The 22,263-nt window shown below is 70.3% G+C and carries 21 protein-coding genes; 14 read left to right on the top strand and 7 right to left on the bottom strand.

Going from position 1 to position 22,263, the window contains the following annotated elements; translation table 11 throughout:
* Window positions 1-8: 8 nt before the first annotated feature.
* A complete protein-coding gene (locus VKV26_14495; GenBank protein HLZ71108.1) occupies window positions 9-938 on the bottom strand; it encodes a polysaccharide deacetylase family protein in 930 nt (309 codons plus the stop codon).
* A gap of 208 nt (window positions 939-1,146) precedes the next feature.
* Window positions 1,147-1,650, bottom strand: a complete 504-nt coding sequence (locus VKV26_14490) for a DUF402 domain-containing protein (protein ID HLZ71107.1) — start codon at window positions 1,648-1,650, stop codon at window positions 1,147-1,149.
* Window positions 1,651-1,828: 178 nt separating this feature from the next.
* Between VKV26_14490 and VKV26_14485 the strand changes: the two genes are divergently transcribed.
* Window positions 1,829-2,185, top strand: coding sequence for a hypothetical protein (locus VKV26_14485; GenBank protein ID HLZ71106.1), 357 nt, complete (start codon window positions 1,829-1,831; stop codon window positions 2,183-2,185).
* Window positions 2,186-2,230: 45 nt separating this feature from the next.
* Here the strand turns inward: VKV26_14485 and VKV26_14480 are convergent, their stop codons facing one another.
* Window positions 2,231-2,662 (bottom strand): PPOX class F420-dependent oxidoreductase, encoded by a 432-nt coding sequence (locus tag VKV26_14480; GenBank protein ID HLZ71105.1) that lies wholly within the window; start codon window positions 2,660-2,662, stop codon window positions 2,231-2,233.
* 223 nt (window positions 2,663-2,885) lie between these two features.
* Here VKV26_14480 and VKV26_14475 point away from each other — a divergent pair, with 223 nt between their 5' ends.
* The 8 genes from VKV26_14475 (at window position 2,886) to VKV26_14440 (ending at window position 9,257) form a co-directional block, all read left to right on the top strand.
* Entirely contained in the window at window positions 2,886-5,966 is a 3,081-nt protein-coding gene (locus tag VKV26_14475) for an AAA family ATPase (GenBank protein ID HLZ71104.1), read from the top strand.
* A gap of 155 nt (window positions 5,967-6,121) precedes the next feature.
* Window positions 6,122-6,286 carry a hypothetical protein gene (locus tag VKV26_14470; protein HLZ71103.1) on the top strand — a complete coding sequence of 55 codons (165 nt, stop codon included), beginning with the start codon at window positions 6,122-6,124 and terminating at the stop codon, window positions 6,284-6,286.
* 78 nt (window positions 6,287-6,364) lie between these two features.
* Window positions 6,365-6,703, top strand: a complete 339-nt coding sequence (locus tag VKV26_14465) for a hypothetical protein (protein HLZ71102.1) — start codon at window positions 6,365-6,367, stop codon at window positions 6,701-6,703.
* A gap of 150 nt (window positions 6,704-6,853) precedes the next feature.
* On the top strand, window positions 6,854-7,159 hold the full coding sequence (locus VKV26_14460; GenBank protein HLZ71101.1) for a hypothetical protein: 306 nt from the start codon (window positions 6,854-6,856) through the stop codon (window positions 7,157-7,159).
* Between the two features lie 223 nt (window positions 7,160-7,382).
* Window positions 7,383-7,559: a hypothetical protein gene (locus VKV26_14455; protein ID HLZ71100.1), complete on the top strand. Its 177-nt coding sequence runs from the start codon at window positions 7,383-7,385 to the stop codon at window positions 7,557-7,559.
* Between the two features lie 129 nt (window positions 7,560-7,688).
* Window positions 7,689-7,856, top strand: coding sequence for a hypothetical protein (locus VKV26_14450; GenBank protein HLZ71099.1), 168 nt, complete (start codon window positions 7,689-7,691; stop codon window positions 7,854-7,856).
* Between the two features lie 100 nt (window positions 7,857-7,956).
* Window positions 7,957-8,181, top strand: coding sequence for a 50S ribosomal protein L31 (rpmE, locus tag VKV26_14445; protein HLZ71098.1), 225 nt, complete (start codon window positions 7,957-7,959; stop codon window positions 8,179-8,181).
* A gap of 146 nt (window positions 8,182-8,327) precedes the next feature.
* Window positions 8,328-9,257: a zinc-binding dehydrogenase gene (locus VKV26_14440; GenBank protein ID HLZ71097.1), complete on the top strand. Its 930-nt coding sequence runs from the start codon at window positions 8,328-8,330 to the stop codon at window positions 9,255-9,257.
* Between the two features lie 16 nt (window positions 9,258-9,273).
* On the opposite strand, the gene VKV26_14435 is transcribed toward VKV26_14440, so the two are convergent.
* Window positions 9,274-9,966 carry a hypothetical protein gene (locus VKV26_14435; protein HLZ71096.1) on the bottom strand — a complete coding sequence of 231 codons (693 nt, stop codon included), beginning with the start codon at window positions 9,964-9,966 and terminating at the stop codon, window positions 9,274-9,276.
* A 230-nt stretch (window positions 9,967-10,196) separates the two neighbouring features.
* Here VKV26_14435 and VKV26_14430 point away from each other — a divergent pair, with 230 nt between their 5' ends.
* Window positions 10,197-10,589 (top strand): hypothetical protein, encoded by a 393-nt coding sequence (locus tag VKV26_14430; protein HLZ71095.1) that lies wholly within the window; start codon window positions 10,197-10,199, stop codon window positions 10,587-10,589.
* Window positions 10,590-10,605: 16 nt separating this feature from the next.
* Entirely contained in the window at window positions 10,606-13,086 is a 2,481-nt protein-coding gene (locus VKV26_14425) for a DUF4132 domain-containing protein (protein ID HLZ71094.1), read from the top strand.
* A 31-nt stretch (window positions 13,087-13,117) separates the two neighbouring features.
* Here the strand turns inward: VKV26_14425 and VKV26_14420 are convergent, their stop codons facing one another.
* Window positions 13,118-16,057, bottom strand: coding sequence for an adenylate/guanylate cyclase domain-containing protein (locus VKV26_14420; protein ID HLZ71093.1), 2,940 nt, complete (start codon window positions 16,055-16,057; stop codon window positions 13,118-13,120).
* A gap of 205 nt (window positions 16,058-16,262) precedes the next feature.
* On the opposite strand from VKV26_14420, the gene VKV26_14415 reads away from it, so the two are divergent.
* From VKV26_14415 to VKV26_14405, 3 genes are read left to right on the top strand one after another with little or no spacing between them, the layout of a single operon-like run.
* Entirely contained in the window at window positions 16,263-16,859 is a 597-nt protein-coding gene (locus tag VKV26_14415) for a nicotinamidase (protein HLZ71092.1), read from the top strand.
* Between the two features lie 9 nt (window positions 16,860-16,868).
* On the top strand, window positions 16,869-17,237 hold the full coding sequence (locus tag VKV26_14410) for a DUF6027 family protein (GenBank protein ID HLZ71091.1): 369 nt from the start codon (window positions 16,869-16,871) through the stop codon (window positions 17,235-17,237).
* Window positions 17,234-18,463 (top strand): GNAT family N-acetyltransferase, encoded by a 1,230-nt coding sequence (locus VKV26_14405; protein HLZ71090.1) that lies wholly within the window; start codon window positions 17,234-17,236, stop codon window positions 18,461-18,463. The genes VKV26_14410 and VKV26_14405 overlap by 4 nt, the downstream gene beginning before the upstream one ends.
* 378 nt (window positions 18,464-18,841) lie before the next feature.
* Here VKV26_14405 and VKV26_14400 read toward each other — a convergent pair whose 3' ends face one another.
* Window positions 18,842-19,252, bottom strand: coding sequence for a hypothetical protein (locus VKV26_14400; GenBank protein HLZ71089.1), 411 nt, complete (start codon window positions 19,250-19,252; stop codon window positions 18,842-18,844).
* Between the two features lie 367 nt (window positions 19,253-19,619).
* The gene (ppk1, locus tag VKV26_14395; protein ID HLZ71088.1) at window positions 19,620-22,064 is read right to left on the bottom strand and encodes a polyphosphate kinase 1; all 2,445 of its coding nucleotides are present in this window, start codon (window positions 22,062-22,064) and stop codon (window positions 19,620-19,622) included.
* Window positions 22,065-22,263: the final 199 nt, after the last annotated feature.

The following is a 22,263-nucleotide window of genomic DNA, read 5'->3' as shown; positions in this document are numbered from 1 at the left end:
CCCGGGTGTCAATACGGTTTCAGCGTCCAGCGCTGCGCCGCGTCGGCGCGCAGGCGAGCGCTAAGCCGCGCGGGATAGGCGACGCAGGCCGGGTCGCCGTCGCTGACGTAGCGGTCGTCGGGGTGCTGATCGAACCAGGTGAGCCAGTAGCTAAGCAACTGTTCGCCCGCCTGCACGCGCGGCAAGATCAGGGGATTGAAGGCAGCGCTGGCGGGCGCCGGCGCGGGCTCGGAGCCAACCTGCAGGATCGCCTGAAAGCGATATGCCGCCGTGCCGTCTGTGCCCGCCTGCGCCAGAGTGCGGTCGCGCGGCCAGTTGCCGTAGGGCAACGCCATGGTTTGCATGTCGTAGCCGCCCAGCGCCTGCCGCACGAAGGCCTGCTCCTGGCCCAGCTCGCGCTGTACGCTGGCCGGAGTGCCGCGGCTGAGATCGGCATGGCTGAGCGTATGGTTCCCCAGCTCGAAGCCATGATCGACAAGAAAGCGCAGCCGGTCCGTGCGCTGCGCTCCGGGGCCGCCGAACAGCGTGTTCCAGGTGACGTAGAAGACGCCGTGCAGGCCGAAGTCGGGGTGATCTGCGGCGAAGCGCTGCATGATGCCCACGGCGCTGTCGGCGGCCGGCGTGCCGTCCGCCGTGAACCAGAGCTGGCTCACGTAACTGTCGTCGAAGGTGAAGACCACGGGCGAGGCGCCCAGCGGCAGATCGATACGGTTGGCGAGGACGTCGTGCAGTGAGACGGAACGGAAGCCCGCCGCGTACAGCCGCTCGAGGTCGCGCCGGAACCCCGCGGTCGAGCGCTGCCAGGGTCCGTCCGGGTTCCAGATGCGGTGGTACTCCAGGATCAGCACGCGCCCCAGTTCGTTCGGCGCGCGGCCGCTGACATCAACGCGTGCCGAGGCCGGGGATGGCGCGCCGCTGCCGCCGTCCGCGACCCACACCCGCGGCACCGTGTGTGGAAACGTGTGTACAGATGAGAACGTGGCGGGCAAGGCGCGGGCGGCGGCCACTGGCGCGGGCGGTCGGGCAAGGCCGACGCCCAGGGCTGCGAGCACAAGGCAAGCGAAACAGGCGAGCCGGGCGGGCGGCATCGCGGCACGCAAACGTGAACCCCCCATCATCTCCCGGCGCTCGACGGGCCGGGGCGTCTCAGCGCGCCAGCCGCAGCAGGCTCTCGTGGTCGCGAAACGGCGGCCGGCCGGCTTGCACCAGGCTGCGCAGCTCCTGCACCGCGTCCTGCGCCCGCTGCACGACATCGGGCGGATAGCTCATGGCGGCGGCGTTGCGGCGGAAGTCGTCTTCGCCTTCAAGGCGAGCGCTGAGGCCATCGGTGACGGCCAGCTCGAGATCCAGGTCGACGTAGCTGACCTCGTTCTCGTTGAAGGCGGCAGGCATCGCCACGTTGCAGGAGTAGAAGTAGGGCGTGCCGTCGCGCAGGGCGGCGCGGATGTTGTACCAGCGGTCGCTCCAATAGAACTGCAGCGTGTCGGCCGGCCAGGGATACTGGCGCTCGCCGGAGACGACCGGATCGCCGGCGGCCGAGTGCACGATCAGCAGACTCGGCGCCCGCCCCACGAACTCGGCGTCCCAGTGCCAGCTGATCTGCCTGTCGAAGCTGCGCGACTCCACCCGGTAGGTTCGCGGAACCGCCATCGATCCTCCCGCCGTGCCGCGTGCCTCGCCGGCCACAGTATAAACGAACTGTTGCGCTGCCGGCGCAGGAGCATGACGTAATCCCGCCGGGCCGGCATGCGGGTATGCGGAAGTACCGTGCCATGCCTTCGTGGCTCCTTCAGTGAAGCGGTATCCAACCACTGGTCGGCCGCCACCGATGCAGCGTATCCACCAGCGCTCCGGCCGGCTGCGCAATCTCGACCAGCCGCCTTGCCGCGTCTTCGGCCGTCATTGGCTGGTGGAGCACCAGTCAGACCGCGTTTGCGCGCAGGCGATTGTCGATCAGGCACTTATGCCGGCGATAGTAGGCCATGGCTGCCTCGACCGCCTCGGACGGGACATCGAAGTCGCGCGCCAGCTGGGCAACGCCGATGTCGGGCTCCTGGAGTTCGCCCGCGATCGCCCAGATCGGGATCGCGTAGCGCTTCAGACGAGCTTCATCCTTGCCGCCTTTATGCGGATTGGGCTCGATCCAGCGCGATCAGTTCGTCGTCGGACATGGTTCGGCTCCTGAGACAAGTATAGCGGTGCATACGCTCAGAGAGTCGTGTGCCGCGCGTCAGAAGCCCCAGTGCGTCCACCGCGCGATCGGCTTGTCCGGGGTGATCACCAGCAGCACGCGCTGCTCGCGCGCCAGGCGTTCAAGGATCGTCTGGTCGTCCGGCGCCGCGCCGCGGTGCTTGAGCGTGATCCGGCGGAAGAAGGGCAGGCCGCGCTGGTGATCCTCCCAGATTTCGACCGTGCCGTCACAGACGATGCACTGAAAGCCCGTGGGATCGTCGAAGGCGAGCTGGACGCGCGGGTCCCTGCGGAAGTTCTTGTATTTGTGGCGCGTCTTCGTGGTCGAGATGTAGAAGCGGCTGCCGTCCCAGAGAAACCAGTTGGGAGTCATCTGAGGCCGGCCGTCGCGCCGGATCGCCGCGACCATCACGTTGCGCGGCTGCGCCAGGAACGCTTCGAGCTGGGCCCGGGTCGAATCGGCGGTCGTCATCGTTCCCTCATTTCGCGCTTCAGTGTGTGCGATCCCGCGGAGACGCACCAGCGCGGGTACGCGAGTCGGTGAAGCGTGCCCGGCAGGGAAGGCGCCCGGAGGATCGGCTACGCTGGCGCTGCGCGCTGGCCACGGCCAGCCGCACAACCAGGCCGTTCGCGACTATACTGCGTCTGATAGTCAATGACTGGCGGCGTCCCGCCGGTCTGCGGGCGGCCCTGCGATGACCTCACCGTCCGTGCCTCGTGTCGGCGGCTTCTTCGGCCGCGAGGTTGAGCTGGCGGCGCTCGATGCCGGGCTGGAAGCGGCCATCGCCGGCGTTGGACACCTGGCGTGGATCGCCGGGGAGCCGGGGATCGGCAAGACGCGCCTGGCCGCCGCGCTGGCCATGCGAGCCGGTCTGCAAGGCGTCCGCGCGCTCTGGGGCCGCTGTTCGGAAGACGCGGGGGCGCCGGCCTTCTGGCCGTGGATCCAGATCATCCGCGGCTACGTTCGCGATCACGAGCCGCATACGGTGCTGGCGCAGATGGGCGCCGGCGCAGCGGATATCGCCCAGGTCGTGCCGCAGGTGCGAGAGTGGCTGCCAGATCTGCCCGCTCCGCCGCCGCTTGAGCCCGAGCAGGCGCGGTTTCGCTTCTTCGACTCCGTGGCGGCCTTTCTCCACAACGCGGCCCGGGTCCAGCCGCTGCTGCTCGTGCTCGACGACCTGCACTGGGCCGATCGGCCGTCCTTGCTCCTGCTGGAGTTTCTCGGCTGGGAGTTGCACCGGAGCCGCCTGCTGGTGGTGGGAACCTATCGCGGCGTCGATGTGGACCGCGAGCAGCCCCTCGCCCGGACGATCGCCGTACTGATGCGGGCGCACCTGCACGAGCGGCACGTGCTTGGCGGGCTGGCCGAGGCCGATGTGGTGCGGTGCCTTGCGGAGATCACCGGCGTCGAGCCGCCGGCGGAGCTGGTCGCGGCGGTGCTGCTTGAAACCGCCGGTAATCCGTTCTTTGTCACCGAGATCGCGCGCCGCCTGGCGGCCGAAGCGCGGAGCGGTGGCGGTGCCCCCACCGCCATGCCCGGCAGCCGGGGCGATGCGCACGGGCCGCTGCAACTGCTCGAGTACCGGCTGAGCCGGCTGCCGCCCGCCTGCCGCCGCGTGCTGACGATCGCGGCCGTAATCGGCCGTGAGTTCGGCGTGCGCGAGCTTGAGCGGGTGACGGAGCTTGCCGGCGACGCGCCGCTGGAGCTGCTGGAACACGCGGAGGTCGCTCGCCTGATCGCCGCCATGCCCGGCGCTGCGGGCCGCTATCGCTTCAGCCACGCGCTGATCCGGGAGGCGCTCTACGAAGAGCTGCCGACCACGCGCCGCATGCGGCTGCACCGTCAGGTCGCGGAGGCGCTGGAGGCGGTGTACGGGGAAGCGGCCCATCCGCACCAGGGGCAGTTGGCGCACCACTTCGTGCAGGCCGCTGCCGGCGGCGACGCCGATAAGGCCGTGGCCTACGCGCGGCTGGCCGGGGAAAGCGCGCTGGCGTCCCTGGCCTACGAGGAAGCCGCGCGCTATTTCATCATGGCGCTGCAGGCGCTCGACCTGCTGCCGCGGCCAGACGAAGCGCGGCGTTGCGCGCTCCTGCTCTCGCTCGGCGTGGCGCAGAACTGGTCCGGCGAGGTGGAGGCGGCGCGGCAGACCTTTCAGAACGCGGCGGCGATCGCCCGGCGGCTCGGCGATGCCGAAGGGATGGCGCGCGCCGCGCTCGGCTACGGTGCCGTGGCCGATGCCGGCCCCGTGGACCATGTCCGGGTGGTGCTGTTGGAGCAGGCGCTGGCAGCGCTGGGCGAGCGCGACGACGCGCTGCGCGTGATGGTGCTGGCCGGGCTGTCGGCCGCGCTGTACTGGTCCGAGCAGGCGGAGCCGAGCATCGCCCTGAGCCGGCAGGCGCTGGACGTTGCCACCCGGCTCGAAGACCCGGCCGCGCTCGCCCACGCGCTCAACGCCCGGCGAGAGGCGCTCTGGCGGCCGCAGCACCTGCGAGAGCGCTTCGCCGCCGGCGAGGCGATGCGCAAGGCGGCGGCGGCGTCCGGCGACCAGGAGTTGATGCTGGCCGCCAGCCGCTGGCTGGTCGCCGACTTGCTGGAACTGGGCGACGGCGCGGCGCTTGACAAGGAGATCGCGGCGCATGCCATGCTCGCCGACAGCCTGCGGCAGCCGCTGCACCTCTGGCGCGCCGCGCGCTGGCGGGCGATGCGCGCCCTGCTGTTCGGGCGCTTTGCCGAGGCCGAGGAGCTGGTTCAGCGGGCGCTCGCCCTCGGACGCCGGACGCAGCGCCGCGACGCAACCCCCTTGTTCATCGTGCAGTGGGGCGCCTTGCGACGCCTCCAGGGCCGCGCGGCCGAGCTTGAGCCGTGGCTGCGTGAACTGGTGGAACGGTTCCCGGATACGCCGGTGTGGCGTGCCGCGCTCGCCACGGTCCGCGCGGAGCAGGGCGAGGCGGACGCCGCGCGCGGCGAGTTCGAACGCCTGGCGCGCGGGGGCTTCGAGGGCATTGCGCGCGATGCGAACTGGCTGGTTGCGCTGACCTCACTCGCCGAGGTGTGCGCCTGCCTCGGGGACGGCGAACGCGCCGCAGTCTTGTACGACCTCTTGCTTCCCTACGCCGAGCAACTCGTCGTGGCCGGAGCCGCGGTGGTCTGCCTCGGTGCGGTTGCGCACTACCTGGGCCTGCTGGCCGCGTTGCTGGCCCGCTGGGACGCGGCGGAGGGCCACTTCGCGCGCGCCCAGGCGCTGCACGCCAGGCTGGGTGCGAAGCCGTGGCTCGCCACCACGCACTACGAGCACGCCGCCATGCTGCTCGCCCGCGGCGATCCCGGCGAGCGTGCGCGGGCGCTGGAGCTCGTGGCCGAGGCGCTGACCATCGCGCAAGATCTCGGCATGGCCCGGCTCGTGGAACGGGCGCTGAACCTGCAGCAGCGCGACGCGGCGGGCCAGCGCGAAGTTGGATTCCAGGGCACGGCGCCCGCGACAGCCGGAGCCGCAGCGCCCGCCGGCGCGCGAACGGCGGCAGGGGCGCCCGCGGCGTCGCGCCCCCGCGCGGGTACGCGGCGCAGCCGCACACTCACGGCACGGGAGCAGGAGGTCGCACGGCTGCTCGCCCGCGGCCTCAGCAACCGCCAGATCGCCGCTGCGCTGGTGATCTCCGAGCGCACGGCGGATGCCCACGTCGCCAACATCTTCGACAAGCTGGGCCTGCACAAGCGCGCCCAGGTCGCCGCCTGGGCCACCGCGCACGGCCTGCATTCCCCCGCCGCCGACGCCTGACCGGAATCCCCGGCCGCTCCCGCTCGGTACCACGCGGCAAAAGATAGGTACCGTTCCTCCGCTGTTCTACCGATGTTGTGCCGGGCGTCGCACGCCATGCTGAAGCTGAGCCCGTCGAGCGGCGGGCGTTTGCTCGCAAACACAGGAGATGAAAGATGCGTGGTAAAGATACGGCCCGAATGATGCTGCCCGGCGGCGGAGTGGCCGGCCTGGGCGCCGTGCTGCCCGTCGTGCCGACGCTTGCGATCGGCGAGGAGATCCCCCAGCTCGGCGCGCGGCCGGTCCCGTTCGGCGGGCGTGTCACCAGCAGCGACTTCTAGGCGACTACCCGCTGCCCGCCGGCCGGCGGGCGGCGAACAATCCTGACGACCACAATAAACAATACGAGGAGTTCAGCCATGACCACCGAGCAGATCTGCGAGCCGTTGACCGCGGCGGAGCTGCAGGGCTTCGCGACCAAGCTCCAGGACCTGTGGGGTCAGCTCAGCGCCAAGGAACGCGCGTTCTTCGGCCGGCTCATTGCCCCGGCGGCAGAGCAGCAGGGCGAGGATGTCGAGGGCTACGGGTATGTCGAATACGGCCAGAGCAGCCTCGGCTTCATCTGGATGGTGATCCAGAACACGCCGAACCCCTTCGTCCCGCAGCCCGTTCCGGCGCCGACGCCGGTGCCCGCGGCCTCCAGCGGCACGACCGCCGGCTCCTACAACGGGCCAAGCAGCACGACGCGGCTCAACTGAGCGCCCGCCGACGGCGAGGGTGCCCCGCCGGGCTGCGGGGCCGACGATGCCGGCGCTGCCGACGGATTGCCCCCGGCGGCCTCCGGCGGCGCACCCGCCCCGGCTCGCCGGGGGCGGCGAAGCGATATGGACGCTGAAGGGAGAGAACGGATGACGACTCAACCGGCCGATACGGCGCCGCTCGACGCGGCAGTCCAGGCCTTCATCGCGGACAACCGCGAGTGGTGGAACCAGTTGAGCGCGGGGGAACGGGCGACCTTCCGGGAACTTGCCGCAGCGCTGGACCGCTCGGACGACGATGTCCGGGGCTACGAGTACGGCTTCCTGGCGGATGTCATCGCGAACCTGCCGTGCACCTTTCCCAGCCTCTACCCCCACGCGGCGACGCCGGTGCCGTCCGCGACCGGCGGCGCGACGATCGGCGGCGGGACTGCCCCGATCCGGCGGCTGAGCTGATTCCGATCCGAATAGCCGTGTTCCTCTCCAGGCGCGGCGCCGCTCCTCCCCGCGGCGCCGCGCCTTTCTCGTTGCCCGGCGTGCGAGCATGCACGCGTGCAGAGAGGGACGCCGCTTGCCGGGGTGGGCGCTTTGTGCTACTATTCTATTGTTCCAGAGTGATGGAATTAGACAACCGAGGCACGCGGGGACGGGCAGCAGCCCGCCTCGACGGGAGGGTTCCATGATCGAAGATCTGTATTTCCAGGCACGCCTGCGCGACCTATCGCGCGACGTTGCCCGCATCGCCGGCGAGCGCCGGGCGCTGGCTGCCCTGAAGGCGAACGCCGCTGGGCAGCGCATGAGCCGCGGCGCCGCCGCGCCCGCCGGGCCCGACGCCGTCGAATCCCTGGCGGCGTAGCGACAGCGGCCGAGCCGATCGCCCGCGCCGCGTTGGACAGCCGGTCGCACCGCCCGTCACGAATCGACGCCCCGCTCCGATGCCTTTCTCGTCGCCCTCACTTTTGACCCTCTGGGAGGAGGTAGCTCCATGACCGACATGGAATTTATTCGCATGCGCCAGGCCGAAGGCCGCGGTGAACGGCCCAAAGTTTCGGCGACCCTGCCGCGCCCGGCGCCCCGGCTCGCCGCGCTGATGCGCCTTGCGCGACAACCCGCCGGCCCGCGCCCCGCCGGCGACCGGCGCCGCCAGGCATAGACCGGCGACGGCAGCCCGCCGTCCGGGCTTCTTTTCCGCTGGCGATCACCCGCATCCAGCAACCACTCGCCGGCAGCATCCGGCAGAACGGCACACGTTCGTGAACACGACGAAATCAACCCTCCATCCAACCTACGGCCCGGCACGGGTCCAGTGCGCCTGCGGCAACAGCTTCGAGACGCGCTCGACCCGGCCGGAGCTTCGCACCGAGGTCTGCTCGGCCTGTCACCCCTTCTACACGGGTCAGCCGCGCAGCCTCGCCGCGGACAGCCGCATCGAGCGCTTCACCCGCCGCTGGCGTCCCGCCGTGGCGGCGAGCGCCTGATCCGCCCCGTTTCCACGTCCCTTCGTCGCCCGAGAACGCGACGGAGGGACGTTTTTTGTATCCTCCAACCGGACCGAACGCGGCGAACGGGAGCCCGCGCGGTTTGCGCGGCTGAGCCAGCCGGGCGCCCACGAAGGGGCAGGAGCATGCGAGCGCTTGTCGCCACGCCCGGCGCGGATGTCCCCGTCGCCATGGGGGACGTTGCCGAGCCGGAGCCGCACCGCGCCGAGGCGCTGATCGCCGTGCAGGCGATCTCGCTCAACCGCGGCGAGGTGCGCGGACTCAGCGGCTCGGCCGCGGGCGCGCGGCCGGGCTGGGACGTGGCCGGGGTGGTTGCACGCGCAGCCGCGGACGGCAGCGGGCCGGCGGCGGGGGTGCGCGTCGTCGGCCTGGCGCGTGGCGGCGGTTGGGCCGAGCGTGTCGCCGTGCCCACGGGGCAACTGGCGGCGCTGCCCGAGGCGGTCGGCTTCGCGCAGGCGGCGACGCTGCCGGTCGCCGGGCTGACGGCGTTCTTCGCGCTGCGCCTGGGCGGGCTGCTGCTCGGCCGGCGTGTGCTGGTGACGGGCGCGGCCGGCGGTGTGGGCCGCTTCGCCGTGCAACTGGCCGCGCTCGCTGGGGCGCGGGTGACGGGGGTTGCGGCGAACGCCGGCCGCGCGGCGGGGCTGCGCGAGTTGGGGGCGAGCGAGGTGATGACCAGCTTCGAGCGCGAGGGCGCGGAGTTCGATCTGCTGCTTGAGTCGGTGGGCGGCGCCTCGCTGGCCGCCGCCTGCGCCCGCGCGGCGCAGGACGGCCTGATCGTCTCCTTCGGCGACTCCTCGCGTGAGCCGCTGCAGATCACGGCGAACGAGATGCGCCGCCGGCCAGGGGTGCGCTTGTACGGATTCAATCTCTTCCACGAGTTGCAGCGCGAACCCGGCGCCGGGTCACGGGCGCTCGCCTACCTGGCGGAGCTGATCGCCGCCGGCAAACTCGATCCGCAGATCGCCCTGGAGGCCGACTGGCGCGAGCCTGGTCCCGCCCTCGCCGCGCTGATGGACCGACAGATCGCCGGCAAAGCCGTGTTGCACATCGCCTGAGCCTGCGTGCCGCGGTTCAGCCTGCGCCGATCACGTCCTGGCCCTCGCGCTCCGTGCCGGGCGCAAACAGCCGTACGAGCGTCTCGATCTCGGCCAGGTGTGCGCTCACCAGGCTCGGCGCGATAGCGGGCGGCGCATAGACGACGAACAGCGCCCGGCTTGTGGCGGTCGAAACGCTGCCACGCGCCGCCTGGCCGTGGATCACGGTGCAGACCGTGCCCGCCGCGTCAGCCATCAGCATGTCTCCGGCCTTCGCTTCGGCAACCTGGCCGCCGAGCGCGGCGTAGCGCTCCGTGCCGTCCGCCGCCGCGAGGCGCAGCGGCGCCGCCAGCATGTCGAGATCGTGCGTTGCTGTGAGCAGCAGGTTGTGCAGCTCGGCCATGAATGCGGTCTCCACCAGCGGGCCGGGACCGGCGATCGGGCGGCCTTTGAAGGCGACCGATTCGAGCTGCAGCAGTACGTGGTAGGTCTTCTTGAAGCGGCGATAGTAGTCGGCATACGCCCGCAGGGCCGGCAGCTCGGCCAGCAGATCGGCGCGGCTTTTGCCGGCCAAGCGTTGCCGCAACTCCTCTGCGAGCGCCGCCCGGCGCGCGGCGAACGGCCGCTGGTCGCCGGGTTCGATCGCGCCCAGCGCCAGCAGCCCGATGATCGCGCCCGGATGCGCCGCGCGCCAGGACGCGTCAACGGCAAGGTCGCTCAGCCGCGCCAATCTCGAATCCTCGCTGTGCGGGTCACCCGGCGACGGGGCCACCCCTATCATGATTGCCGCCACGGAGGCAGGGCACAACGCGCCGGCCCGCGAACGTCGCCGTTTTGTCGCTGGTCAGTTCAGTACAAATGTTCTATACTGGACTGAATCGGGCTGCTGCTGAAACCGGCGTGGACCGATGCTCGAAGGTACGGCGCAGCGGTTCGCCGAGCGCGTGGGAGGCACGAACGATGGCGGCGGTGACGGTACACGACGAGACGGCCACCGGGCAGTGCACGCGCACGTTTAGCCTGGCCTTTCTCACCGCGCAGATCACGGTCGCCGAGTTAATCAGCAAACGGGTGTGCGAAGAGGTGGACGAATATAACCGCAACGCCGGCGAGCTGTTTCAGGGGCTGGTGCAGCCGCTGGGCGCCGAGCGCACCGCCCGCGGCTACCGCATGACGGCGCCACGCCCGATCGATGCGGAAGCGCAGGCGCTGCGGGCGCTGGAGGCCTTCACGCGCAACGGCTTCATCGTGATCGTGGACGATCGCCAGGTGGAGCGGCTGGACGAGGAGATCGAGCTTCGCAGCGGCACGGAGATCAGCTTCTTGAAGCTCGTGCCGTTGGTCGGCGGGTAGCAGACGGAGGCGGGCGATGGTCACGAGCGAGGATGCGGCCCAACCCTCCTCAGACGACGGCGACGCGCTCGCCGCAGAGGCTGATCTACTGATCGACCGGCTGCCGGAGGCCGCGTTTGCCCCGCAGGCGTGCGCCTGGCGGCGCCTATACGACAGGGATTTGTACACCGATGGGTTCTTGCCCGGCCCGGAGGGCCATGCGGTCCTCTTTGCCGATCCTGGCCTGCGCGCCGAGGTCGCCCGACGGGCGCTGCTGCGCTGGGGCGAGCGCGGCGGCGCGGCGGTTGAGCGTGCAGGCAGCGAAGCCGCGAGAGTCGAGCTGACGGTACTGCATCGAGCCGGTGTGGGCCTCCTACACACCTTGCCAGCGGTTTCTGCGGAGATGATCGAGCCGTTCTTCGGTGCGGATTGGCCCGTGCCCTCTCAAGACGAGTACTGGCTGGCGTTGCTCAACCTGGTGGAGCGGCATGATCGGGTCTTCGGCCGCAGCGATTCGCTGTTCGAGGCGATTCGCCGGGTGTGGGACCGCATCGGGCAGAACGTGAACGGCTACCACCCCGGCCCAGCGGCGTTCCGCGAAGCGCTGGGCGAGGCGCCCTCGCTGCCCAGGGCCGTGCGCGCCCATATCGCCACCCTGCCGGAGGGGGAGAGCGAAGCCTGGCGGGCGTTGCTGATCCACATGAGCGAGGCGGCGCAGGCTCGCCCGTCACGGGCGTGGCTGCGCGAGGCCCGCGCGCTGCTGGACGGCGTGGGGGAGCAGGTGTTCGCCGCGCAGGCGATCGGCTGGCTGGCACTGTTGGAGCCGCCGCTGGCGCAGATCCTTTCGCCGGCGCATGCGCAGACGGTGCGCGGCTGCGCCTGGGTCTGCTCGCTGACCGAAAACGCCGAGCTGGCCCGCGCCGTGGCCCGTGCGGCCGAGGCGCTGCACCGCAAGTATGCCTACGCCACCGCGCGCTCGATCCTCGCCGCCAACGCCTGCATCTACGCACTTGGCCAGATGCCGGGCAGTGAGCCGGCCGTGCAGTTGCTGCAGCTCTCGCGCCGGCTGAAGGACGGCAACCAGCGGCCCGCGATTGAACGGGCGCTCGCGGAAGCCACGCGGCGGCTGGGCATCGCCCGCGACGAGCTTGAGGAGCAGACCGTGTCTGAGGTCGGCTTCGACGACGACGGCTGCCTGCGGCGCGAGATCGGCGCGTTCGCGGCCGAGCTGGCGATCGCCGGCTCGCGGCCGGGCGAATGGCGCTGGCGCGACGCCTCCGGTAGGCAGTACAAGTCGCCGCCCGCGACGCTCAAGGCCGAGCACGCCGAGGCGTTGAAGGCGCTGCGCCGCGAGCGCGACGAGCTGGGCAAGGCACTGACCGCGCAACGCGACCGCATCGAGCGCTTGCTGTTGGGCGAACGCGTCCTGTCTGCGGTCGCGTGGCGCGAACGGTATCTCGACCACCCGCTCGTGCGCCACATCGCCCGCCGCCTGGTCTGGCAGGTCGAAGCGAACGGCCACACGGAGACCGTGATCTGGCACGATGAGGGCCTGGTCAACGCGCAAGGCGAGCCGGTTGCCTGGCCCGGCGAAGGCGCCCTGGTTCGCCTCTGGCACCCGCTGAATACGTCGCCGGAGGTTGCGGCCGCCTGGCGTGAGTGGCTCGAGGCGCACGCCGTGGCCCAGCCCTTCAAGCAGGCGCATCGCGAGCTGTACCTGCTCACCGACGCCGAGCGTGCGACCGGCGCCTACTCCAACCGCTTCGCCGCGCACATCCTGCGACAGCACCAGTTCAAGCGGCTCTGCGACGAGCGCGGCTGGCGCTACGCGATGGTGACCATCTACGATGCGCCGCTCACCACCCGCGCCACACGTGCTCTGCCGGGCGGCGGCCGCGTCGAGTTTTGGATCGAGGCGCAGGGATTGGACGACGGCACTGCCTCGGGCGTGCTGCTCTACTGCTCGACCGACCAGGTGCGCTTCTGTGCCCGGCGGGGCGGGCCATTGCCGCTCACAGAGATTCGGCCGCTGCTCTTTTCCGAGGTCATGCGCGAGGTCGACCTGTTCGTCGGCGTCGCCAGCATCGGCAACGACCCGCAGTGGCAGGATCGCGGCGCAGGCCCGCTCGGTCAGCAGTACGGCGTCTACTGGCACGAGTACGCCTTCGGCGAGCTGAACGCCTCAGCGCTCACGCGGCGCGAGGTGCTGGCGCGGCTGCTGCCGCGGCTGAAGATCGCAGGACGCTGCACGCTGGAGGAGCGTTACCTGCTGGTGCGCGGCGAACTGCACACGTACCGTATCCACCTGGGCAGCGGCAACATCTTGATCGAGCCGGACGGCCGCTACCTGTGTATTGTGCCCTCGGCCCGCTCGCGTGGCGCGGACCCGGCCGGCGGCCTCGCGCTGCCCTTCGAAGGCGACGGCGTGCTCTCGATCATTCTGAGCAAGGCCTTCCTGCTTGCCGCCGACACCCACATCAGCGACCCGACGATCTTGAGCCAGCTACGGCGAGCATAGCGGCGGGCGGTAAAGCGCGCGGGAGCGTCCATCACCCAGGTGTTGGCGAGTCGCCTGGCTGCGCTGCGAGCGTGCGCTGAAGCTCCGCCGCGACCGCCAACCCGAGATCGATCGCCTGCTCGACCGACAGCGCCTCGCCGGCGGCCCACTCCGCCGCGAACGCCTCCTCGCCGAGCGCGGACCGCACCCGCGTGACCGCCGCCTGCTGCGCGGCCGGCAAGCCGAGCAGCTCGCCGGCGAACATTCGCCGCAGCGCGTCAACGCACGCGAGCAACCTGGCGCTCACAAGCAGCAGGCCATCGCGCTCGGCCGCCTGCGCGAGCACGTTGAGGGTTGTTGGCAGGTTGCGCGACGAACCAACCTTGCGATGAATTGTAAGGCTCTCGACGCAAGCAGCCACGGCTGCCGGGGCATCCCCTTGCCGCAACATCACCCGCGCGAGGATGGTAAGCCCCATAAGTCTGTGTGGGCTTTCCTCAACCTGCTTAGCCCCGATACTCTGAACGACCTCCTCAAGCAATGCTCGCGCCTGGGCGTCGTCACCGTGTGCCTCTGCCAGCCAGGTCTCGACCAGCAGCGGTAGCGACAAAGCATTCCGGGGGATAGGCCGGATTGCCGCGATCAGGCTTTCGGCAGTCGCAACGTCTCCGCGAGCCAACGCTGCTTCGGTGAGTTGTATCCGCGACGCCATGACTATCGGGCCGGACCCAGCTTCAAGAGCGAGGGCGAGCGCTTCTTCGGCCAGCGGCGGCACGGCATCGTACCTGCCCTGAATTGAGCGGAGCACAGCGAGAAGCGACAGCGCCTGCTCCAGGCAGCGTCGTTCCCCCAGCTCCCGGCTCAAGGCGATTGCCTCTTCAAGACCAGCCGCGCCGTGCTCCTGCTCGGCAGCGGAGAGGCCGTAAGTCAGCGAAGAGATCATGAGGAGCCACGCCCGCGACAGGTTCGGCCGCACCGCTTCCGGCAGCGCCAGCAGCCGTCGGCGCCACAGATCGTCCTCTTTGCTGAGTCCACGGTTGATCAGGTAATCCCGTAGCGCCCGCCACAGCCGCACGCCGAGGCCGAGTTCCGCTTCAGCAATGCACCAGCCCAGCACCGACCGCGCATTGGCAAGATCGGCATCCAGCCATGGCCAGTCGAGCATCATCGCGCAGCGCCGGGCGAACTGCAGCATCTGCACGGCGAGCCGGCGGCGAATGGCCTCCGCGTCGCCGCTCGTCTCCAACTCCGCTAGCGCGAACTCGCGGATCGTCTCCAGCATCGCGTAGCGCGGCTCGCCGTCCGCGCCGGTGTTCTCCCGCAGCAGGCTCTTCTCCATCAGCGAGGCGATGGTGTCGAGGATCGCATCTTTGGTAAGGGCCGGTAGGGGCGGTTCGGGAACCGCCCGCGCTGCGTTCGCGAGTGTAGGGGACAGATTCGTTGGTTGAGGGTTCGCGGAGGCCGTTGCTCGCGGCTGCGCCGCGACGGGCCGTTCACGAACGGCCCCTATCGAAGCTTGGTCGTCCGCTTGGGGTGGGCTTTGGTCGTCGGCGCAGACGGCTTCGGCGAGGTCCAGCGTGCAGCCGCCGGCGAAGACGGCGAGGCGGCGGAACAGCGCCTGCTCGGCGGATGTGAGCAGGGCGTGGCTCCAGGCGATCGCGTCGCGTAGCGTTTGCTGGCGCGCGGGCGCATCGCGCGGGCCGCCGGTGAGCAGCGGCAGCCGCTGTTCGAGCCGGGCCAGCAGCGCCGCCGGCGCCAGCGCCCGCACGCGCGCTGCAGCCAGCTCGATCGCCAACGGCAGCCCGTCCAGCCGGGCGCAGATCGCCGAAACAGACGCGGTGTTCTCCTCCGTCAGGCCGAAATCCGGGCGGACCTCGCGCGCCCGCATCACGAATAGCGCCACCGCCGGGTTGCCGGCCGTTTGCGCTGGCGTCAGCCGTTCGGACTGCGGCAGCGGCAGCGGCGCGACGGGATACTCGCGTTCGCCGCGCAGCCGCAGCGGCGCGCGGCTCGTCACCAGCGCCGTCAGTGCCGGCGCCGCCTGGAGCAACACGCCTACAAGTCCCGCGGCCTCGAGCAGATGCTCGAAGTTGTCGAGCAGCAGTAGCAGGCGCTTCTGGCGCAGCGCGTAGCCCAGGCTCTGCTGCGCCGGCACGCCGGGCTGTTCCTGCACGCCCAGCGCCTGCGCGATCGCCGAAGGCACCAGGGCCAGATCGGCGAGCGGCGCCAGATCGACGAAGAAGACGCCGTCTGGGAACGCGTCCAGTGCCTCGGCGGCTGCCTGCAAGGCCAGCCGCGTCTTGCCCGTGCCACCGGGGCCGGTCAGCGTGACCAGCCGCTGCTCGCGCAGCAGACCCGTGACCTCGGCCAGCTCGCGTTCGCGGCCCACGAAGCTGGTGAGCTGGAGCGGCAGATTGTTAGGGCGGGCATCGAATGTCGCCAGCGGCGGAAAGGTGTCCGGCAGGCCCGGCTCACTGAGCTGGTGGATCAGCTCCGGCTCGCGCAGATCGCGCAGGCGGTGGCGGCCCAGCTCGGTGAGCGTTGCGCCGGCGGGCAGCGTGCCGCGCACCAGGTCGGCAGTGGTCTGGGAGAGAAGGATTTGGCCCCCATGCCCGGCGCCGCGGATACGGGCGGTGCGATTGACGGCACTGCCGTAGTAGTCGCCCTCGCGCAGGTCCGCTTCGCCCGTGTGCAGGCCCATCCGCACCCGCAGCGGCCCAATCGCGCCCCAGTCCTCGGCGGCGAGCGCCCGCTGCCCCGCCAGCGCCGCCGCTGCGGCGTCGGAGGCGCGCACGAAGACGGCGAACAGCGAGTCGCCCTCGCCGCGCGGGCGCACGACCACGCCCTCGTGCCGCTCGAAGACTGCTGTCAGCAGCGCGTCGTGGCGGGTCATGGCCCGGCGCATGGCGGCGGGATGCTCCTCCCAGGCGCGGGAGGAACCCTCCACGTCCGTGAAGAGGAAGGTGATCGTGCCGGTGGGCAGCTCGGGCATGGCCGCCTCACGCGCTGGCGCCGAACGGTTCGGCTCATTCTAGCAAGCCAGCGATCACGGTGCGCACACCGCCATCCACGATGCCGGCGCTCCCTTTGGCGCGTGCGCAAGCGTGGGTGCGGCTCCGCCGTGCCGGCGCGGTATATCATCGATGCGCACGGACCGGCTCGACCCGAGATACGGTCAGCCGTCGGAGGAAGCCATCATGGCCGCCGATCTGAGCGACGCGGCGCTGATCGTCGTCGACGTGCAGAACGACTTCTGTCCGGGCGGCTCGCTGGCCGTGGCCGAGGGCGATGCCGTCGTGCCGGTGCTGAACGAGTACGCGAGCCGCTTCGCCGCGGCCGGCCGGCCGGTGTTCGCCACGCGCGACTGGCACCCGGCGCGCACCACGCACTTCCAGGCGTTTGGCGGCGTCTGGCCGCCGCACTGCGTGCAGGAGACTCAAGGCGGCGCCTTCCATCCCGATTTGAAACTGCCGGCCGGCACACAGATCGTTTCGAAGGGTATGGGCGCGGAGGAGGACGCCTACTCCGGCTTCCAGGCGCGTCTTGCGGACGGTACGGGGCTGGCGGCGCTGCTGCGGGCGGCCGGCGTGCGGCGCGTCTGCGTCGGAGGGCTTGCCACCGACTACTGCGCGAAGGCCACGGTGCTGGACGCGCTGGCAGAGGGCTTCGCCGCCACACTGCTGCTCGACGCCAGCCGTGGCGTCAACCTGCAGGCCCACGACGCCGAGCTGGCGATTGAGCAGATGGTCGCGGCCGGCGCCGAGACGGCCACGCTGGCGCGGCTCGCGGGCTGAGCCGGCGCGATGGCTGAGGACGAGCCGCTGATCCGCCTCGCGCGCTGGGCCGGGCCGTGGCCGGAAGACGACCCCGACGCCAACTTCAAGCACGAGGTAGCGCTCTACTCCCTGGTCGAGCCGCTGAGCACGCTGCGGACGCTGAGCCGCAACACCGGCATTCCGCTCGGCGCGCTGTGCCGCTACGTGCTGGCCCGCTGGGCCGCCGGCGGCAGCGAGGGGCTGCTGGAGCTTGGCCCGTCCACCGTTGGCCGCATGTGGCAGGCGTGCGTCGCGGCCGAAGCCGAGGGCAGCGACGCCGCCCGCCTGCGGGCGTATGAACAGATCCGGCAGATGCTGGGCTGGCTGCGGGCCGGCCTTGATCAGGAGCCGCCATGAGCATCGAGTATCGCCAGCCGCGGCCGGACGAAATGGCCCGCGTGCTCTACACCCGCCAGCTCGGCTTCGGCAACTCGACGGCGCAGGCGGAGATCGACAGGCGGCTCGGCGACGCGGGCTGGTATCCGGCGGACGCACACCTGGCGGCGTTCGCTGGAGATGAGGTGGCGGCGAGGCTCACCGTGCGTCCCTTCACCGTCGTCTGGGGCCGGCGTGAGATCGCCTGTGGCGGACTGACCGGTGTGGTCACCTCGCCGGCGCACCGCCGCCGCGGCCACCTGCGGGAACTGTTGCGCCGCGCCTTCCAGCGCCAGCGCGAGCAGGAGCAGGCGCTCTCCATGCTCTGGGCGAGTATGGCCGCGATCTACCAGCGCTTCGGTTACGGCCTGGGTTACGCCTGCCAGATGCCGGCGTTCGATGCCCGCCGCCTGGCCTTCGTGGACGAGGTCGCCACGCCGGGCCGCGTACGCCTCGTGCCGCATGCTGAGGTGATGGACCGCATCGCCCCCGCGTACGAACGCTTCGCCACGCCGCGCACGCTGATGCTGCGCCGCAGCAGTCACTGGTGGCTCGGCGGCCTGCTGCGGCAATGGGATCCGGATGATGCCCCGGAGTTGATCGCCGCCTACGAGGAGGCGGGCGAGGTGCGGGGCTATCTGCTTTACCACGTAGAGCAGGCGCCGGCCGAGCACGGCAGCGGCAACGTCAAGATCGAGGTGCGCGACCTCGTCTGGCACAGCCCCGCGGCGCACCGGGCGCTGATCCAGTATCTCGCCGCCTACGACCGTGCCCACACGGTGCTGTTCAACGCGCTGCCGGCCGACGATCCGCTCTTCTGCAGTGTGCAGGAACCCCGCGATCTGCACACGCGGGCAGTCGATGGATCCTGGCTGCGACTGGTCGATCTTCCGGCCGCGCTGGAAGGCCGCGGTTACGCTGCCGACGGGCGGCTGCGCTTCGCCGTCGATGACGAGCTGTGCCCCTGGAACAGCGGCGTTTGGGAGCTTGCGGTCGAAGGCGGGGCGGCGCGGGTGCGGCGCAGCGGACACGAGCCGGAACTCACCCTCTCGCCGCGGGCGCTGGCGATGCTGTCCTGCGGCAGCGCGACGGCCACGCTGCTCGCCCGCCTCGGCCTGCTGCACGGCGCCGTCGTTCCGCGGACGCTGGCAACCGCGGACGCGCTCTTCCGCGGCGACTTCCTGCCCTACTGTATGGATCACTTCTGAGTGGGACCAATGTTGCCCACATCAGCGAGCCGTGGGTCGCGGCTGCGGCCGGCCGTTGGCTTGGAAGTCTCCGACGGTTGCGCCGCGCTCCGGCGGCCGCGCTCGAACGGGTGCACAGGCTCCGCAGCACACCTCGCCAGGTGATGGCGGTTCATCCTCACTCTTGGTGAGAGTCAGTCCGCCGCTCCTCACAGCAGGCCAACCGGGTGTACAAAGCGCGGCACCGGGTGGTAGAGCGAGCGTTTTCCTGGAGCAACCGACCTTCGCCGGCTGCTGGTCTACTTTGAGCAGCTAACTGCCACACACGACGCGCTGCTCCGCCTTGATTGCGCCTGCCACACCTTCAAACGCGCCGATCTTCTGTGAACAGACTCTCAGTCACGGCTGAATCGGGCAGAGGAAGTCTGCCGCCGGAGCGCGGGTCACCGTCACGTCGCCTTTCGACAGCGCACTCTGCACCGCTGCTGCAGAGGTCAGCAGATAAGGAACGACCCCCACATGAAAGCTGACGGTACTGACTGCCCAGTGACCGCCGTGGTAGCCAGGGCTCCCTGGGGCCACCCCCGCGACACCAAGTTGGCCGGCGACGCCGTTTGTCACCTTGTAAAAAGGATCCGTTCCTTCACCCGGGATGCTGACAGGAGTAACAACTGTGCCCACTATGTTTCCGTCGAAGAACAAATTGCCCTTTGTGACAGAGGCCGACGCATGTGGCGCGGACACCCCCAAAACTTGGGCGCTGAATGCCACAACCGCTACAAGACTGACGGCCAGAAGAACGCGTTTCACTTTCAATCCTCGTTCTTGCTTATCATTCGACCAAGCAGACCATAGGCAAACTTTCTTACGAAACGATTACGTCGCTTACAGAGCTGGTAACCACACCTCGCCAGATGGTGGTGGCTCTCCCTTACACTTGGTGAGAGCCAGGTCAGCATGGTCACCAGTGGGTGTCAGGGTCGTCGCTTGCCCCCACAGAGGCGCGGCACGACCCGCACCCACGGCTGCTGACGGTCGTTCGCCGGCGCGAACACCGGACGTCGCGCTCAGGGTGGTGCGGTACCAAGCCCCGGCCGACCGTCGTCAGCAAAAGTGAGGGTGAACCACCATCACCTGGCGAGGTGTGCTCCGCAGCGGCCAGCCGGCCATCGGCGCGCTACTCGTCGATCCAGAGGGGGCGAGGTCGATCGACGCTGTGCCAGCTCGTGGTGATGTCGTCGCTCTCGGCCATGCGGCGTACGAGCAGATCCGGCGCGTTGATCAGGCGCGCCTGCATGTCGATGCGCGGCTCCTCGGCGCCGCGCTGCGGGCGGCGGTAGATACCGTCCGGCCCCAGCAGCGTGGCCTGCACGTTGTCATGCAGGTAGCCGTTGAGCACGTCGTCGACCAGGTAGCGCTTGATGCCCGCGTCTTCGACCGGCGCCAGCGTCTCCACGCGGTAGTCGAGGTTGCGCGGCATCAGGTCGGCGCTGCCCAGCAGCAGCTCCTCTTCGCCGCCGCCGCCGTTGTGGAAGTAGTAGAGACGGCTGTGCTCCAGCAGGCGGCCGACGATGCTGACCACGCGGATGGTCTCGCTCAGGCCAGGCGCGCCGGGCCGCAGGCAGCAGATGCCGCGCACGATCAGATCCACCTGCACACCCGCGGCCGAAGCGCGGTAAAGCGCGTCGATCATCTCCGGGTCCACCAGGGCGTTCATCTTGAAGATCAGGCGGGCATGGCCGCCGCGGCGGGCGTGGCCGATCTCGCGGTCGATGCGGCGCAGCAGCTCGTGCCGCATGTTCACGGGCGCGACTAAGAGCCGCCGGTACTCGGTCTGGCGCGAGTAGCCGGTGAGGTAGTTGAAGATCTCGGAGACGTCGGCGCCGATCTCCGGCCGGCAGGTGAGCAGCCCCAGGTCGGTGTAGGCGCGGGCGGTGGCGGCGTTGTAGTTGCCTGTGCCGATGTGCACGTAGCGGCGCAACCCCTCGCGCTCGCGCCGTACCACCAGGGCCAGCTTGCAGTGCACCTTGAGGCCGAGCAGACCGTAGACGACGTGCACGCCCGCCTGCTCCAACCGCCTGGCCCAGTCGATGTTGTGCTCTTCGTCGAAGCGCGCCTTCAGCTCGACCAGGACCGTGACCTGCTTCTCCCACTCCGCCGCCTCCAGCAGCGCCTCGACGATCGGCGAGTTCTGGCCGACCCGGTAGAGCGTCTGCTTGATCGCGACCACGCCGGGGTCCAGCGCCGCCTTGCGGATGAACTCGACCACGGGGTCGAAGCTGTCGAAGGGATGGTGCAGCAGCACGTCCTGCTGGCGGATCGCCTCGAACATATCCTCGTGGCCCGTCAGCTCGATCGGCGTACGCGGCACGAAGGGCGCGTCTTTGAGGTCGGGGCGTGGCAGCGCCGTCAGCTCCATCAACGAGCTGAGCCCGGGCACGCCGTCGATCACGTAGAGATCCTGCTGCTCGACCTCGATGGATTCGAGCAAAAGCGTGCGCAGCGCGGCCGGCATCGAGGGCTGCACCTGCAGCGCCGTCACTTCGCCGAAGCGCCGCTGCTGCACGCCGCTCTCCACCAGCTCCAGCAGGTCGGCGGCCTCAAGCTCCTGGATCGCCAGCTCGGCCTGGCGCAGCACACGGAATGGATGCGCCTCCTCGATCGCGACGCCGGGGAAGAAGGCGCCCAGGTGCGCCGCCAGCAGATCGTCGAGCCAGATGAAGGTGTGCTGCTGCGGCAGGGCCGCGCTCAGCGGCGTGGCCTCGGCGTCCGGCGGCACCTCCACCAGGCGCGGCAACACGGTGGGAATCTTGACGCGGGCGAAGCGGCGGCCCAGTTCCGGGTCGAGCAGCAGCACCGCGAGGTTGGTGCTCTGGTTGGAAATGAAGGGGAAGGGGTGGGCCGGGTCGAAGCCGAGCGGCGTGCAGACGGGGAAGACGTCCTGCTCAAAGTAGTCGCGCAGCGCCGCCTGCTGGCGCGGGTTCAGATCGGCGTGGCGCACGAGCAGCACACCCTGCTCGGCAAGGGCCGGAATCAGCACTTCGCGCAGCAGCCGCGCCGCGTTCTCAAGGCAGCGGGCGACGATGGCGCGCAGCTCGGCCAGCAGGCGCGAGGGTGGAATGCCGTCGGGCCCCGGCTCGGAGACGCCGGCCTTGACCTTGCTGCGCAGGGCGGGCAGGCGCACCATCATAAACTCGTCGAGGTTGGAGCCGTAGATCGCTAAAAACTTGATGCGCTCCAGCAACGGCCGCGCCGGGTTCTCCGCCTCGGCGAAGACACGCTGGTTAAAGTCGATCCAGCTCAGCTCGCGGTTGGTAAAGCGGGCGCTGCCGGCCGCTTCCGGGACACCGCGCAGGTTCGAGGGCAGCGGCGCGGCCACCGCGGCCGCCGCCATGCCCACCGCTCGCGCCTCGGCCGCGGCGGCGGAGCTGCTCGCCGGCGCCGCGGCGGCGCTGGCTTCCGGCGACCACGCCGCGCTGCTGCCGTTCAGCCCGGGCGCCGCGCCGCCCTCGTTGTGCAGCGCCATGGCTGCTGCGGGCGGCGGGCCGAACGCGGGAATGGTTGCGCGAGCCTCTCCGTCGGGCTGATCGCCGTGCGGCGCCCGCGACGAGTGCTCGTTCATCGAGACACCTCTCTCCGCGCAGTATCCCACATCCGCGAAAGCGGAGAGCAAGGAACGCCGGCCCGCGCCGGGACAACTGTGTCGTGCCGCACGCGAGAGGCACGGAACGGTAAACCACTTATGTGCGAGCGTTACTATCTTGAAACGGATCGCGGCCAACTGGCGTATGCTGGAGGGAGCACGCCACGCGCAGCCCGGG

It is taken from the genome of Dehalococcoidia bacterium (assembly GCA_035310145.1).
Taxonomy (GTDB): Bacteria; Chloroflexota; Dehalococcoidia; order CAUJGQ01; family CAUJGQ01; genus CALFMN01.
The sequence above is the reverse complement of the archived record's forward strand: the minus strand, read 5'-3'. Positions and strand labels throughout refer to the sequence as shown.

Bases quoted from the DNA above. Each gene is read 5' to 3' on its own strand.
- VKV26_14455 (HLZ71100.1), top strand. From the start codon at position 7,383: ATGATCGAAGATCTGTATTTCCAGGCACGCCTGCGCGACCTATCGCGC.
- VKV26_14475 (HLZ71104.1), top strand. From the start codon at position 2,886: ATGACCTCACCGTCCGTGCCTCGTGTCGGCGGCTTCTTCGGCCGCGAG.
- VKV26_14460 (HLZ71101.1), top strand. From the start codon at position 6,854: ATGACGACTCAACCGGCCGATACGGCGCCGCTCGACGCGGCAGTCCAG.
- VKV26_14440 (HLZ71097.1), top strand. From the start codon at position 8,328: ATGCGAGCGCTTGTCGCCACGCCCGGCGCGGATGTCCCCGTCGCCATG.
- VKV26_14490 (HLZ71107.1), bottom strand. From the start codon at position 1,650: ATGGCGGTTCCGCGAACCTACCGGGTGGAGTCGCGCAGCTTCGACAGG.
- ppk1 (HLZ71088.1), bottom strand. From the start codon at position 22,064: ATGAACGAGCACTCGTCGCGGGCGCCGCACGGCGATCAGCCCGACGGA.
- VKV26_14405 (HLZ71090.1), top strand. From the start codon at position 17,234: ATGAGCATCGAGTATCGCCAGCCGCGGCCGGACGAAATGGCCCGCGTG.
- VKV26_14485 (HLZ71106.1), top strand. From the start codon at position 1,829: ATGCAGCGTATCCACCAGCGCTCCGGCCGGCTGCGCAATCTCGACCAG.
- VKV26_14450 (HLZ71099.1), top strand. From the start codon at position 7,689: ATGACCGACATGGAATTTATTCGCATGCGCCAGGCCGAAGGCCGCGGT.
- VKV26_14420 (HLZ71093.1), bottom strand. From the start codon at position 16,057: ATGCCCGAGCTGCCCACCGGCACGATCACCTTCCTCTTCACGGACGTG.
- VKV26_14470 (HLZ71103.1), top strand. From the start codon at position 6,122: ATGCGTGGTAAAGATACGGCCCGAATGATGCTGCCCGGCGGCGGAGTG.
- VKV26_14425 (HLZ71094.1), top strand. From the start codon at position 10,606: ATGGTCACGAGCGAGGATGCGGCCCAACCCTCCTCAGACGACGGCGAC.
- VKV26_14415 (HLZ71092.1), top strand. From the start codon at position 16,263: ATGGCCGCCGATCTGAGCGACGCGGCGCTGATCGTCGTCGACGTGCAG.
- VKV26_14465 (HLZ71102.1), top strand. From the start codon at position 6,365: ATGACCACCGAGCAGATCTGCGAGCCGTTGACCGCGGCGGAGCTGCAG.
- VKV26_14480 (HLZ71105.1), bottom strand. From the start codon at position 2,662: ATGACGACCGCCGATTCGACCCGGGCCCAGCTCGAAGCGTTCCTGGCG.
- VKV26_14430 (HLZ71095.1), top strand. From the start codon at position 10,197: ATGGCGGCGGTGACGGTACACGACGAGACGGCCACCGGGCAGTGCACG.
- VKV26_14410 (HLZ71091.1), top strand. From the start codon at position 16,869: ATGGCTGAGGACGAGCCGCTGATCCGCCTCGCGCGCTGGGCCGGGCCG.